14 protein-coding genes are annotated in these 13,764 nt (G+C 57.6%); 12 read left to right on the top strand and 2 right to left on the bottom strand.

Going from position 1 to position 13,764, the window contains the following annotated elements; translation table 11 throughout:
* Positions 1-115: 115 nt before the first annotated feature.
* The 4 genes from ABIE13_RS03205 to ABIE13_RS03190 all read left to right on the top strand — a co-directional run bounded on the left by ABIE13_RS03205 (position 116) and on the right by ABIE13_RS03190 (position 4,926).
* Positions 116-2,506, top strand: a complete 2,391-nt coding sequence (locus ABIE13_RS03205) for a Tex family protein (protein WP_354441066.1) — start codon at positions 116-118, stop codon at positions 2,504-2,506.
* 5 nt (positions 2,507-2,511) lie between these two features.
* On the top strand, positions 2,512-3,177 hold the full coding sequence (locus ABIE13_RS03200) for a glutathione S-transferase N-terminal domain-containing protein (protein WP_354441064.1): 666 nt from the start codon (positions 2,512-2,514) through the stop codon (positions 3,175-3,177).
* 151 nt (positions 3,178-3,328) lie between these two features.
* Positions 3,329-3,811 (top strand): Cd(II)/Pb(II)-responsive transcriptional regulator, encoded by a 483-nt coding sequence (gene cadR / locus ABIE13_RS03195; protein ID WP_354441063.1) that lies wholly within the window; start codon positions 3,329-3,331, stop codon positions 3,809-3,811.
* Positions 3,812-3,813: 2 nt separating this feature from the next.
* Positions 3,814-4,926, top strand: a complete 1,113-nt coding sequence (locus ABIE13_RS03190) for a phospholipase (RefSeq protein WP_354441061.1) — start codon at positions 3,814-3,816, stop codon at positions 4,924-4,926.
* Between the two features lie 82 nt (positions 4,927-5,008).
* Here the strand turns inward: ABIE13_RS03190 and ABIE13_RS03185 are convergent, their stop codons facing one another.
* Positions 5,009-6,121 (bottom strand): J domain-containing protein, encoded by a 1,113-nt coding sequence (locus tag ABIE13_RS03185; RefSeq protein ID WP_354441059.1) that lies wholly within the window; start codon positions 6,119-6,121, stop codon positions 5,009-5,011.
* Between the two features lie 227 nt (positions 6,122-6,348).
* Here ABIE13_RS03185 and ABIE13_RS03180 point away from each other — a divergent pair, with 227 nt between their 5' ends.
* Positions 6,349-7,263 (top strand): alpha/beta hydrolase, encoded by a 915-nt coding sequence (locus ABIE13_RS03180; protein WP_354441247.1) that lies wholly within the window; start codon positions 6,349-6,351, stop codon positions 7,261-7,263.
* A gap of 67 nt (positions 7,264-7,330) precedes the next feature.
* On the top strand, positions 7,331-8,191 hold the full coding sequence (locus ABIE13_RS03175) for a YbgC/FadM family acyl-CoA thioesterase (protein ID WP_354441246.1): 861 nt from the start codon (positions 7,331-7,333) through the stop codon (positions 8,189-8,191).
* A 64-nt stretch (positions 8,192-8,255) separates the two neighbouring features.
* Here the strand turns inward: ABIE13_RS03175 and ygfZ are convergent, their stop codons facing one another.
* The gene (ygfZ, locus tag ABIE13_RS03170) at positions 8,256-9,182 is read right to left on the bottom strand and encodes a CAF17-like 4Fe-4S cluster assembly/insertion protein YgfZ (protein WP_354441057.1); all 927 of its coding nucleotides are present in this window, start codon (positions 9,180-9,182) and stop codon (positions 8,256-8,258) included.
* A 47-nt stretch (positions 9,183-9,229) separates the two neighbouring features.
* On the opposite strand from ygfZ, the gene mltG reads away from it, so the two are divergent.
* Genes mltG through ABIE13_RS03140 form a run of 6 tightly spaced genes read left to right on the top strand, consistent with a single transcriptional unit; the run spans position 9,230 to position 13,749 of the window.
* The gene (gene mltG, locus ABIE13_RS03165; protein WP_354441056.1) at positions 9,230-10,228 is read left to right on the top strand and encodes an endolytic transglycosylase MltG; all 999 of its coding nucleotides are present in this window, start codon (positions 9,230-9,232) and stop codon (positions 10,226-10,228) included.
* Positions 10,225-10,878: a dTMP kinase gene (gene tmk / locus ABIE13_RS03160; RefSeq protein ID WP_354441054.1), complete on the top strand. Its 654-nt coding sequence runs from the start codon at positions 10,225-10,227 to the stop codon at positions 10,876-10,878. Before mltG ends, tmk begins: the two co-directional genes overlap by 4 nt.
* Positions 10,875-11,873: a DNA polymerase III subunit delta' gene (locus tag ABIE13_RS03155; RefSeq protein WP_354441052.1), complete on the top strand. Its 999-nt coding sequence runs from the start codon at positions 10,875-10,877 to the stop codon at positions 11,871-11,873. The genes tmk and ABIE13_RS03155 overlap by 4 nt, the downstream gene beginning before the upstream one ends.
* Before the next feature lie 6 nt (positions 11,874-11,879).
* Positions 11,880-12,221 (top strand): PilZ domain-containing protein, encoded by a 342-nt coding sequence (locus ABIE13_RS03150; RefSeq protein WP_354441050.1) that lies wholly within the window; start codon positions 11,880-11,882, stop codon positions 12,219-12,221.
* A gap of 56 nt (positions 12,222-12,277) precedes the next feature.
* Positions 12,278-13,084: a TatD family hydrolase gene (locus ABIE13_RS03145; RefSeq protein WP_354441048.1), complete on the top strand. Its 807-nt coding sequence runs from the start codon at positions 12,278-12,280 to the stop codon at positions 13,082-13,084.
* Positions 13,081-13,749 (top strand): ankyrin repeat domain-containing protein, encoded by a 669-nt coding sequence (locus ABIE13_RS03140; protein ID WP_354441046.1) that lies wholly within the window; start codon positions 13,081-13,083, stop codon positions 13,747-13,749. Before ABIE13_RS03145 ends, ABIE13_RS03140 begins: the two co-directional genes overlap by 4 nt.
* Positions 13,750-13,764 lie beyond the last annotated feature (15 nt).

Genomic DNA, 13,764 nt, shown 5'->3' with positions numbered 1-13,764 from the left:
GCGGTGAATTAATCAGCTAAACCCTTATTTTTGAGTCCGAGTCTTCCGCGCAATCGACCCGATACGTGTGGCAAACTTCCTTGCTTCGTTTTCCGAGAATATTTTCCTCAGGCACATGCAGCAAATCTTTCGGCAGTTGGCCACAGAAATCAAGATCAGTGAAACCCAGGTACGGGCGGCAGTAGAACTGCTGGATGGCGGCGCTACCGTGCCGTTCGTTGCCCGCTATCGCAAAGAGGCCACTGGCGGCCTGGATGACGTTCAGCTGAGAGAGTTGGATACCCGCCTTTCCTACCTGCGTGAGATGGAAGATCGCCGTGCGTCCATTGTCAAAGCCATTGACGAACAAGGAAAACTCACAGACGCCTTGCGCGCGGCGCTGGCTGGCGCAGCCACCAAGCAGGAATTGGAAGATATTTACCTTCCGTTCAAGCAAAAACGCCGAACCAAGGGCCAGATTGCTCGCGAATTCGGCATTGAGCCTTTGGCTGACAAATTGCTTGCTGACCCGACGCTGGACCCACAGGAAGAAGCCAAGTCCTTCTGCCAGCCTGCCACCACTTTGGATGACGGCAAACCGGGCCCCGATTTTTCAACTACTTTCGCCGTGCTCGATGGCGTGCGCGACATCCTGTCCGAGCGTTGGGCCGAAGATGCGCAACTGGTGCAGTCGCTGCGCGAATGGCTGTGGGAAGAGGGTCTTCTGCGCAGCAAGAAAGTTGACAGCAAGAACGAGAGCGATCCGGAAGTCGCCAAATTCCGCGATTACTTTGAATACGATGAGCCCATTGGCCGTGTACCTTCACACCGCGCATTGGCCGTGTTCCGCGGTCGAGCACTGGAAATACTTGAAGCCAAGCTGGTTCAGCCACAAGAACCTGAGCCGGGGCAGGCCAGCCTGGCAGAAGGGCGCATTGCCCTGCACTTGGGCTGGAGCCATCAGGCACGCAAGTCTGACGACCTGATCCGCAAGTGCGTCGCCTGGACCTGGCGAGTCAAATTGGGCCTTTCCACCGAACGTGATTTGTTTTCGCGCTTGCGTGAAGATGCGGAGAAGGTCGCCATCAAGGTCTTCGCGGACAATCTGCGTGATTTGCTCTTGGCTGCCCCGGCGGGACAAAAAACTGTCATGGGCTTGGATCCCGGCATCCGCACTGGTGTGAAAGTGGCAGTGGTGGACGCGACCGGCAAGCTGGTGGAGACGGCCACCGTCTACCCACATGAGCCTCGCAAGGACTGGGAGGGCAGCCTGCATACGCTGGCCAAATTGGTCGCCAAGCATGGTGTTCAACTCATTGCCATTGGCAATGGCACAGCCAGCCGCGAAACCGACAAGCTGGCAGCAGATCTCATCAAACTCTGCGCCAAAATGCTGGCCGCCCAAGGTGCTGAGCCTCACCAGATCGAGAAGATTGTGGTGAGCGAGGCCGGCGCCTCCGTGTACTCAGCCAGTGAATACGCGAGCCAGGAAATGCCTGATGTGGACGTCAGCTTGCGTGGCGCGGCCAGTATTGCCCGCCGACTGCAAGACCCATTGGCCGAGCTAGTGAAGATCGACCCCAAATCGATTGGGGTGGGACAGTATCAGCATGACGTCAACCAGAGCGAGCTGGCCAAAACACTTGATACGGTTGTGGAAGATTGCGTGAACGGTGTGGGGGTTGATCTCAACACTGCAAGTGCGCCTCTCTTGTCGCGAGTCTCTGGGCTGTCCGGTACGGTGGCCAAGGCAGTGGTTCGTTGGAGAGAAGCGAACGGCGCATTTGTTGATCGTCAGCAGTTGCTCAAAGTCAGTGGTCTTGGCGCCAAGACCTTTGAGCAGAGCGCAGGCTTCTTGCGCATTCGCGGCGGTGAAAACCCGTTGGACATGACCGGGGTGCACCCTGAGACCTACCCCGTGGTCGAGCAGATCATCGTCAAGACCGGCAAGCCGATTGACCAACTCATGGGGCGTGGCGAACTTCTCAAACCGCTCAAGCCTGAGCAGTTTGAAACCGAGAACTTCGGCGCCATTACGGTCAAGGACATTCTGGCTGAACTGGAAAAGCCTGGACGCGATCCACGTCCGGACTTCAAAGTGGCCCGCTTCAATGACGGTGTGGAAGACATCGCCGACCTGCAGGAAGGCATGGTTCTTGAAGGCACGGTCAGCAACGTGGCTCAGTTTGGCGCATTCGTGGACCTCGGTGTCCACCAGGATGGCCTGGTCCACGTGAGCCAATTGGCCAATAAGTTTGTCCAGGACGCGCGCGAAGTCGTGAAGACCGGGCAGATTGTCAAAGTGAAAGTGTTGGAAGTTGACGCGGCCCGCAAGCGCATCAGTCTGACCATGAAGCTTGACGCTGCCCCTGTTCGGCGTGATGGACCAAGAGAAAACCGCTTTGAAGCGGCCGGACGCGGTCCACGCGGCGGCGGATTCTCATCGGGGCAGGGCAGGGCGACTGCACCCCAGGGAACTGCCATGTCATCAGCCTTCGAAAAGCTCAAGGGGCTTCAGGGTAAATAAGCGCCGTGCCCCCCGTGCTCTACACCTTCCGCCGCTGCCCTTATGCCATGAGGGCGCGATGGGCCATCCTCGTCTCGGGCGTGGAGGTGCAGATGCAGGAGGTCTCCTTGAGAAACAAGCCTGCAGCCATGCTGGCGGCCTCTCCCAAGGCGACCGTGCCCGTTCTGGTCGTCAGTGATGGGCAGGTGATCGATCAGAGCCTGGACATCATGCTTTGGGCGCTTGGGCAACACGATCCAGAGCAGTGGCTCGAGCCTGTTGGCAGCGATCCAAAGGAAATGCTGGAGTTGATCAACGCATGTGAACTTGATTTCAAGCCGTATCTGGATCGATACAAATACCCTACTCGATACCAGTCTGAATGGGCTCCATCTGCAGCGGCTTCAGGCTTGGCGGAGCAGGAAAAGGCATTTTCTGACCTGAACTTCGCCAAGGCACACCGATTTCTTGAGCAACTTGCCCAGCAATTGGCACAGGCGCCCGCATTGAGCGGTCAAAAGCTCGCGCTTGCAGATTACGCCATAGTGCCTTTCATACGCCAGATGGCTCGGCACGATAGGCCTCGATTTAAAGATTCGATGGTTCCGGCGCTCACCATGTGGATGGACAGATTGCTGGCCCAGGGGAGTTTCGAAGCGGTGATGAAAAAACCCCCGGGGACTTCGGAGTAGACCTCCATACAAAGCCGACGACTGGCATGGGGTTGGTTTGCCTAAGGGCCTGATTGACATACTTGAAACCCTGAAGCTGCAACAGGGTAGTGCGTCCTGCGTCAAAATGGTGACCAAGCGTTGGCCGCTTGTTGGTACAGGAGCAAAAATTTTGAGAATTGGTGATCTCGCGACGGCGTCAGGCACGGCTGTCGAAACTATTCGGTACTACGAGCGAGAGGGTTTGATGCCCGCTGCTGCCCGTACCAGCTCAAATTATCGCCAGTACGAAGATACACATCTGGAGCAGTTGCGCTTCATCCGGCACTGCAGGAGCCTCGGTATGTCTTTGGGCGAAGTGCGTGAGCTGCTTGCGGTACGCAACGCGCCACAAGCAGGGTGCGAGGTAGCCAACCGTGTGCTGGATGAACACATCGGACACGTTAGCAAGCGAATACACGAGTTGAGAGCGCTTGAATCTCAGCTCAAGGAGCTTCGAGCTCGGTGCGCTCATGCGCAGCAAGCGCAAGAGTGCGGCATTTTGACGGGACTCGCTGAACCGGCATTGGCTGAAGATGCGGCAGGTACGTTCATTGCAGGTACTCGTCATCTGGCTGACGTTCATACCGCGACTCGGGCCGTACCCAAATTGTGACCATGCGTGCCCTCCATCTATACGCTGGACCGGTTGCTCGGCAACACATCGAAAGACATGGTCTTGACGCCTCCGATGTAGGCGTCATTCCTGCGGCTGCCGGTGGTCCCAAGGGCCTGATTCTCGGCCCGCTAGACCGATTTATCTTTGGCCACTGGCTCCCAACTTCTACCCAATCTGTCGATCTGGTGGGAGCTTCCATTGGTGCATGGCGCATCGCCACGGCCTGCATGGACAAGCCGGTGGCTGGCTTTGAGATGCTGGAGAACGGCTATATCCATGGCGATATGAAGGCGCCTCCAGGTCGAAAGCTTCCCCTTCCCAGCCAGGTGAGCGCTACATTTGCGGCCAACTTGCGCACCATGTTCGATGGGCATGTTCCAGCATTGCTGAGCCACCCCAGGTATAAATTGCATGTGGTCACCTCGCGAGGCCGTCATGTGCTGGCTCGCGAAGGGCGTTTGCGCACCGCAGCAGGGTATCTAGGTGCAGCGCTTACCAACGCGGCCAGTCGCCGAGCCATGGGGGCGTGGATTGAGCGCGTTGTTTTCTCTGGCCCTGGTGCAGACCTTAAAACGCCTGCACCCTTGCCATTCGACACACGCGATTACCGAACTCGGCACGCACTGCTTGACCCGGACAATTTCTTTTCCGTGCTGCAGGCCAGCGGCTCGATACCCTTCATGCTCAAGGCTGTACACGACATCCCCGGGGGTCCGCGAGGCGCCTACTGGGACGGTGGTATTACCGACTATCACCTGCACCTGGCCTATGCGCGAGCTTTGCCGACAACAGGTGATTCCAAAGAAAAGGCCCGTCTGGTGCTGTATCCTCACTTTCAGAAGGAAGTGGTGCCCGGTTGGCTCGATAAGCCGTGGAAGCGCCGGCATAGTGCCAGTTCCAGCCTGGATGGCATGCTGTTACTGGCGCCCAACCCAGAGTGGATTGCAAGCCTGCCGAATGGGAAGCTTCCCGACCGCAATGATTTTCAGACCTTGACCCATTCCGAGCGGGTGCGTGCCTGGACCACTGCTGTGTCAGCTGCCAAGCAATTGGCGCACGAGTTCTCGGAGTGGCTGCAGAGGCCTGATCCAGGCAAGCTGCAACCGCTGTAATTGCCCACAGTTACCGAAGAAACCGCTTAAACGAGGTCAAAGCGACATCAAGATGGTGCCGGAGATCTCTCGCTCGGCGCATCTACATCAAGTTGATCTGCTGCCTTACCCAGCGTTTGAGTGCTGCGTCCTGGCGAATGCTCACCAAGTCATGCTGCATCATGGCAATATAAGACTGCAATTGCTGAATTTGAGCGCGAAGTGCCGCTTCTATGCTGCGCTCAGTCACTGAGCTATTCCAGGGCAAATCAAGTCCGTCACGAATTTGCATCGCCAATTGCTCATGTTCCTGACGCAGGCTTTGGTCCTGCTCCTTCAGCACTCGATTGAAGCGGCGGAGCTTCTCATCAGCCATGGATGCGACGTCTTGCAGGTTCAGTTGCTCGATCTGCAGCTGCAATTGAAGCAAAGCCAGCAGGTCTCGGCGATCATTCGCGATATTGACCTGGACCATCAATGCTGACTTGCGAGCGCGCTCATCTGCATCTGGCTCGCGGTCTGGGTGCAGCACGCTGGCGAGTTTTCGATAGATCTCCCTCAATGCCTTGTCTGCATCCAAAGCCTCCTGGACTTCCTTGTTTTTAGTTGGGTTTTTTTGTCGCTTCGCTTGCCGGGCCGCACGCGCTCGCTCGACTGCCTCCTGCCTTGCCCTGGCCTGGGCAAGCTCGACCTCTAACCAGTCTTCGACAGATTCGGTAGGGTCTGACTCTTCGAAATCCAGTCCGAATGCGTCAGCAAGTGCGCCTTTAAGTTCGGCGATGGCTTGCTCTTCATCCGGTGCGTTTGAAGTTTCCGGCACTCGTCTTGCGTGGATTTCAGCTATAGCCGGGTTCACAGGCTCATCTTTAAGCGAAATTTCAGCCAGGAGCAGCAAGATGGTGGTGACATCGTCTTGCAACTTCTTCGACAAGCCTTTGGAGTCTGTAAGGCGTTGATCGAGCCATATCACCATTTGCTCACGCAATTGGTTGGCTTGCAAGATGAGGGGCTGAAGTCGGCGCGCGCGTTCGGGCACATGGGTGGAAAGCAGGCGTCGCAGTTCGACCAATGCAGCCTTTCCAGCTTCGATCTTCGCCAGAAGCTGGTTGAACTGTTTTTGCGCCGGTCCCAGTGGCTGCCCACCCGCAGAAATTTTCAGCACGGTCTCCTTAGAGGCTGGTTTGTTCGATTCCCCTGTTGCAGTATTGACAGTCATTGTTCGATTATCTGGTTTGAAAGGGAGTCTTGAAAAATTCAAGGCTGTTGGTTGCCCCGTTTCGCGATTTGGCGTGCACTGATCAAGTGAGCGGCAGCGGGAGTGCAAGACTGTGATTTCCCGTATAGGATCGCTGGCTCAATCCACAGAAAGCACAGGTCTTGGCTTCTTCGAATACCTTTGTCCCAGCCTATGGCCCCGATATCCATGCGCGCTTGACGCCGGCTATGCGCCAACTCGTAGAGCGCATGGAAAGGGCGCCTTACCCGCCCATGCATACGCTGAGTGCCGCGGAGGCCAAGGCCGCTTACGCCAAGTCCATCGGCGTGCTGGACCTTCCCAAGGCAGAGTTGGCGCGCGTCGAGGATTTTTCCATTCCCGCGCGCGATGGCTTCAAGCTTGCGGCTCGACTTTATGCACCAAGTAAGGATGCTGGCTTGCCTGTCTTGCTGTATCTGCACGGAGGCGGCTTTACCATCGGCAGTATTGAGTCTCACGATACGTTCTGCCGCAGCCTAGCCCATGGCAGTGGTGCGGCTGTGGTGTCCCTCGACTACCGTCTGGCCCCTGAGTTTCGCTTTCCAACGGCTGCTAATGACGCTTGGGATGCACTGCAATGGCTCTCACGCGAAGGCGTGGCATTAGGTTTAGACACTCAGCGTCTGGCGGTAGGAGGTGATTCCGCTGGGGGCACGCTGGCTGCCGTCAGTGCCCTTCAGGCCAGGGATGCAGGATTGACCTTGTCCCTGCAGTTATTGATCTATCCGGGTACCACTGCGTACCAAGATACGGATTCTCACGCCCACTTTGCCCATGGACCGGTTCTGGATAAGAACCTGATCGATTGGTTTTTTGCGCAGTACATTGACATGCCAGATCGCGCAGATTGGCGCTTCTCTCCTTTGGGCGCTGACGACGCCGAAGGGGTTGCTCCCGCCTGGATCGGCTTGGCCGAATGCGACCCTCTGGTAGACGAAGGCGTGTTGTATGCTGACAAATTGCGCGCTGCTGGCGTCAGGGTAGATCTGGAGATTTACAGGGGCGTCGTACATGGCTTCATCAACATGGGCCGTGCTATCGTGGAAGCGCGCCAGCTTCATTCCGATGCGGCGGCGGCCATGCGAGAAGCCTTCAGCCGTTGAGCTCTGCTTAGTTGCTCTCTCCTCGGCTTGCGCCCGCACGCTCAACCTCCTGTGTTTTCTCATGCCTATGAATCGCCACGACTTCCGATTTTTTGACCACCTGCGCGTCCGCTGGGCAGAGGTCGATATGCAAAAGATCGTCTTCAATGCGCACTATCTGATGTATTTCGACACCGCAGTCACAGGCTACTGGCGAGCATTGGCCATGCCCTATGCGCAGGCTATGGAACAGTTGGGAGGCGATCTTTATGTACGCAAGGCTTCGATCGAATTCCATGCTTCTGCGCGCTGGGATGACAGGCTCGATATCGGCATGCGTTGCAGTCGTGTTGGGAACTCCTCCATCACCATCAGCGGCGCTATTTTCCGGGGAGATCAACTTCTCATCACGGGCGAATTGATTTATGTGTTTGCCGACCCGGCAACGCAGACTTCTCGCTCCGTGCCGACAGCGCTACGCCAGTTGCTGGATGATTTTGAAGCGGGCAAACACATGCTGGATGTGCAGACAGGCGACTGGTCTGGACTCGGCCAGGCTGCAGCTACCGTACGAACTGAGGTCTTTGTAAATGAGCAGGGCATTTCCAGTGAAGACGAGTGGGACGGCGCAGACCCGACCGCCGTTCACGCCTTGGTCCGCAATCATCTGGGCCAAGCCCTGGGTACTGGCAGGCTGCTGCAGGACTCTCCCGGTGTTTCACGCATTGGCCGCATGGCGGTGCTTCAATCGGTACGCGGCGCGGGGGTAGGCCAGGCTGTCATGAACGCCCTGGAACAGGTTGCGCGTGCACGCGGCGACCGGGAGGTCATACTAGGAGCTCAGTGCAGCGCAGAACCGTTTTATCGCAGCCTGGGCTACACGCGACGAGGTGATCCGTACGAAGAAGTGGGAATTCCTCACGTCTACATGGGCCGTCAGCTCAACTGACAACCCCAACGGTTGAACAGACCCACCCTGAAGCGCATTGCAAGCCAGGTGTGATATGCAGCGGTCAAATGTCGTCAAGTAACGGGTAGGGCAAGTGCCACCCCGTCAAGGTGGGGCCGCCTGGACCGGCCACGGTCAACGCGTCAGCTCCGTCGAGGGCGCCTAGCTGCAGCGAAGCGATCACCTCGGTTCCGCCCCCAGGTGCAGGGGCAGCGAGTGCCACCAGACCGCAGGGCTGCTCTGCATCCGCGCTGGTAAAGATCTCTTGGCCTGCCTGCGCAGCACCGTTCACATGGGCCACGAAGGCACGGCGTTTGATTGCACCTCGAAATTGACTGCGCGCAACCACTTCCTGCCCCGGATAGCAGCCTTTTTTAAAGTTCACGCCCCCGATGGACTCGTAATTGAGCATTTGAGGAACAAACGCTTCAACGACGGGTTGGGTGACCAGAGCGACGCCGCTGCGCACGTCCGCCCAGTGCCAGGAGCCAATGTCCAACTCGCCAAGCTCATCCGAAGGCCCTGCGATATCCGTTGGGCAAACCAGAATGGCGCGCGCGAGATTGTCTGCGGGTGCCAATGGGCAAAGGTACTGGCCGGTCGCCGCAACTTGACTCTGGGCTGCCTGACCAATCAGGCCAAAAAGATCGAACTGCTCTGTGGCATCAGTCAGCTTGGCCTTGGATCTAAGCACAAACATGGACAGGCGTTTCAAGGTCGCGGCCAATATGTCGCGACTACAGATCAGAAAAATTTCTTCCTGCGTCACTTTCAGCGCTATGAAGCTCGCCAACATACGCCCTTTGGGGTTGCAAAAAGCAGCAAGGCGGGTCTCACCCGGCTTGGTCAGGACCATATCCTGGGTTAGCTGGCCTTGCAGGTACTTGGCAGCGTCTTCACCCAGTACACGGATCACTCCTAGGTGAGTCAAGCGGGCTGCACCACCCTCGGCGGTAACAGAAGTGGGCAAAGTGACATCTGGGGAGTTCATGCACTGAATTATCATGGTCGGCTTATTGTTCTGTGGTTTGAAGGGTTGTGCGTCGTATTTTTCAATTGCTGCTTCTGGCAGTTTTACTCGCGGTTTCTGCAGCAGGCGCGTTCTGGTGGTGGGCAAGCCAGCCACTAAGCCTGGCCGCTGAAACGGTCGAGATGAGCGTCCCTCCCGGCGCGTCGCTGAGAACGGCTGCTCGCAAAGCGGTCGAAGGAGGCGTTCGTGCGGAAGAAACCTTGCTGTATGCGTACTTTCGACTGGCAGCCAACCCAGACCAGACCATCAAGCCAGGTGATTACGAAATTACTCGTGGCATGACGCCTCAGCTTCTGCTCGACAAGCTCGTACGCGGTGATCGCATCGTACTGGCTGTGACTTTGGTTGAGGGATGGAATTTCAAGCAGGTACGAGCCGCCTTGGCAAGAGCCGAACACCTCCGCCCCGAGACCCGGGACATGTCGTCCGATGCCATCATGAAAGCGCTGGGATTGCCCGGTGTCCATCCTGAGGGCCGGTTCTTCCCAGACACTTACAACTACACCAAGAACACGAGTGACCTCGCAGTGCTGCGCCAATCCTTGCACTTGATGGACAAACAGCTGGCCGCGGCGTGGGAAGCCCGATCGCCTGGTCTGCCGCTGAAGTCCGCGTCGGAGGCATTGATCCTGGCCAGCATCATCGAAAAAGAAACCGGCGCTCATGGGGACCGGCCGGAAATCTCCGGGGTATTCATCAATCGCTTGAAAATTGGCATGCGTCTGCAGACCGATCCGACCGTTATCTACGGCTTGGGAGACAAGTTTGACGGCAATTTGCGCCGTACTGATCTAACCACCGACACACCCTGGAATACCTACACCCGCGCCGGGTTGCCTCCGACTCCAATCTCCATGCCTGGCAGGGCATCCTTGATTGCCGCCGTCCAACCTGCATCCACCAGATCACTCTACTTTGTGGCGCGCGGCGACGGCTCCAGCCATTTCAGCGGTTCCCTGGACGAACACAATCGGGCTGTCAATAAGTACCAAAGAGGCATTCGATGACCGCGCAGGGTTTATTCATCAGTTTCGAAGGCATCGATGGCGCTGGCAAATCCACCCATGTGGAGGCTCTGGCCGAGCGCGTACGCGGGACTGGCCGGACAGTTGTGCTGACACGAGAGCCTGGCGGCACGCCTTTGGCGGAAAAACTAAGGTCGCTGGCGTTGCACGAGGCCATGGATCCCTTGACGGAGGCCTTGCTGATGTTTGCTGCGCGGCGCGATCATTTGCAGCAAGTCATAGAACCTGCACTCGCGCGCGGCGACGCGGTGCTGTGCGATCGCTTCACCGACGCCACATTTGCGTACCAGGGGGGAGGGCGCGGCTTCGATTGGCAAACGCTCTCAACGCTTGAGCGCATGGTGCAATCTCTTCCTTCCGTCTCCGAGGCCTCGGGCGTCAAGTTGCGCCAGCCAGATCTGACTCTTTGGTTTGACCTTCCGCCCTCCACAGCCGCTGAAAGGCTCGCGGGGGCGCGGCTTCCGGATCGGTTCGAATCTCAACCCATCACATTTTTTGAAGCCGTGCGTGCAGGCTATGAACGCCGGATGTCAGAAGACCCGTCACGGTTCGCACGCGTCGATGCCAACCAGTCTCGCGAACAGGTATGGCAGGCCGTTTGCCAGTCCGTACACTCGAGGGGGTGGATTTGAGCGCGACTGCCCCCTGGATTTCTCGGCAAGTGGAAAGCCTGCTGGCCCAACGCGGCCACGCCTGGTTGCTCCAGGGGCCCTCTGGTCTGGGGCAACTCGACGTGGCTGATGCCTTGGTACGCGCGTGGTTGTGTGATGTACCTACTGCTCAAGGCGCGTGTGGTCAATGCACCAGTTGCCATGCCATTGATGTGCACACCCATGCGGATTTGGCCGTTCTGATGCCTGAAACGGTCATGATCGAGCGCGGCTGGCCGTTGTCGGAGAAAGCCCAGGCAGAAATCGACGACAAGAAGCGCAAACCGAGCCGCGAAATCCGTGTCGAAGCGATGCGGAACGTGATCGAATTTTCCCAGCGCACGAGCGCCAGAGGGCGCGGCAAGGCTGTGCTGGTTTACCCCGCAGAGCGCATGAACCAGGTCACAGCCAATGCGCTGCTCAAAACGCTCGAAGAGCCGCCTGGTGACGTCCGTTTTGTCCTCGCCAGCGATGCGGCACATCTGTTGCTCCCTACCATCCGCAGCCGCTGCCTGACGCATGTGATGGCGTGGCCGGAATCCCGTGAGGCCACGAACTGGTTGGCCAGCAATGGAATGTCGGAGCAGGATGCCCAGACCATGCTGCACGCAGCCGGCGGTCGGCCCGCTGCGGCCTTGGCGGGAACCGCCAGCGCCATGAATGCCAAGTCATGGAAACTGTTGCCGCGGGCCATGGCCAAGGGTGACGTGGCGGCCTTGTCGGACATTCCGTTACCTGAGGCGGTCGCTCGATTGCAAAAACTCTGCCACGATGTGACTGCGCTACAGTTAGGCGCGTCCCCCAGATTCTTTGCAGCGGAGGATCTGCCCGCGAAGCCGCTGCCCCTGGGCGCACTTACCCGGTGGTGGGGACAACTCGTTCAGTCCGCAAGAAGCGCCGAACATCCATTGAATCCAGGCTTGGCTGCAGAGTCTCTGGTCAGTTCGGCGCGCGAAGCATTAAACTCCAGGCATTGAACATCTATGGCACGTCCTAGCGTCATCCAGCTCGCCATCAAGGAAAAAGCAGCTTTATACGTTGCTTATATTCCCATGTTCACTGAAGGGGGCATCTTTATTCCCACGGCGCGTGAGCATCGACTGGGGGAAGAGGTCTATCTACTCCTGTCACTGCCTGATGATCCGCAGCGCTACCCGGTGGCTGGGAAAGTCGCCTGGATCACGCCGGCAGATGCGGCAGGCAACCGCACTCAAGGCGTTGGCATTCGCTTTCCAAAGGACGAAAAGTCCGCTCAACTCAAAGCAAAGATCGAGGAAATCCTGGGGGCTTCACTCACGTCGGAGCGACCCACGCAGACTATCTGAAACAAGTTCAGGTCGTTAGGCACGGTTCAGTGGGCGCCACGGTTTTTTAGGTTTTCATGTTTACCGATTCACACTGCCATCTCACTTTTCCGGAGCTCAGCGCTGACATGCCGGGCTTGCGCGCCGCCATGGCGCAGGCTCAGGTCACCCGCGCGCTGTGCGTCAGCACCACTATGGAAGAGTTTCCCCAGGTGCACGCCTTGGCCAAGGCCTACGACAATTTCTGGGCTACCGTGGGTGTCCATCCTGACAATGAAGACGTCCTGGAGCCCACTGAAGACGATCTGGTGGATGCTGCTGCGCTAGAACGCGTGGTCGCCATTGGAGAAACCGGGCTCGATTACTATCAAATGGAAGAACGCAAAGGCGGCCGCTCCATCACCGACATGGAATGGCAGCGAGAGCGCTTTCGCACACACATTCGAGCAGCGCAGCGCACCCGCTTGCCGCTGGTCATTCACACGCGTGCAGCATCTGAAGATACGCTGGCTATCTTGCGCGAGGAGGGGGAGGGCGCGGGGGCCTCAGGTGCAGGAGGTGTTTTTCACTGTTTCACCGAAACACGTGAGGTTGCCAAAGCCGCGCTTGATATGGGTTTTTATATTTCCCTGTCCGGCATTGTTACGTTCAAAAGCGCCAAGGAACTTCACGAAGTGGCACGCATGGTGCCAGATGACCGTCTTTTGATCGAGACAGATTCTCCTTATCTCGCGCCGGTGCCTTTTCGCGGCAAAACCAATTCGCCCGCTTATGTTCCGTATGTCGCAGCGCATCTGGCTCAGCTGCGTGGCACCAGCGTAGACCACATTGCAGCGCAGACAAGCGCCAATTTCACTAGTTTGTTTCCTAAGGTTGTCTCATGAAAAGTACCGCAATTCGCTGCCTACTGGCTTTTTGCATGATCCTGATGGCGCCTATGACCTGGGCGAACGACGCAGATTCATTCATCCGCGCCATCAAGCAGGACAATGACATCGCTATGCGCAATTTGCTGGCGCGAGGCTTTGACCCCAACACCAAAGACGAGCGCGGCGTACCAGGCCTGTATATGGCTTTGCAGGAAGGTTCGCTCAAGGTTGCACGGTTGCTGATCGACTCTTCCCGTCTCAAGCCCGAAACACGCAATCCCACCGATGAGAGCCCACTCATGATGGCGTCCTTCAAAGGCTATCTGGAGTTGGCACAGCGGTTGATACAAAAGGGTGCCGACGTCAACAAGCCCGGTTGGACCCCACTTCACTATGCAGCCACCAACGGCCAGTTGAAGCTCATGGAACTGCTGCTTGAAGAGCACGCTTTCATCGATGCAGAATCACCGAACGGAACCACCCCTTTGATGATGGCGGCGTCCTATGGCGCTCCTGAAGCCGTCAAGCTGCTGATACAGGCCGGTGCTGATCTGCGTATGCGCAATCAGCAGGGCCTGACCGCCCTGGATTTTGCGCAAAAAGCGGAGCGTCCAGACGCGGTTGAGCTTCTCACCGCTGCATTGCGGGCCAGTCCATCCTCTTCGAAAGGAAAGTGGTAACCAACACTGCCCGCA

Origin of the sequence: Ottowia thiooxydans (assembly GCF_040548795.1) — a bacterium.
GTDB classification, from domain to species: Bacteria; Pseudomonadota; Gammaproteobacteria; order Burkholderiales; family Burkholderiaceae_C; genus Ottowia; species Ottowia thiooxydans_A.
This window is presented reverse-complemented; position numbering and strand designations above follow the sequence as displayed.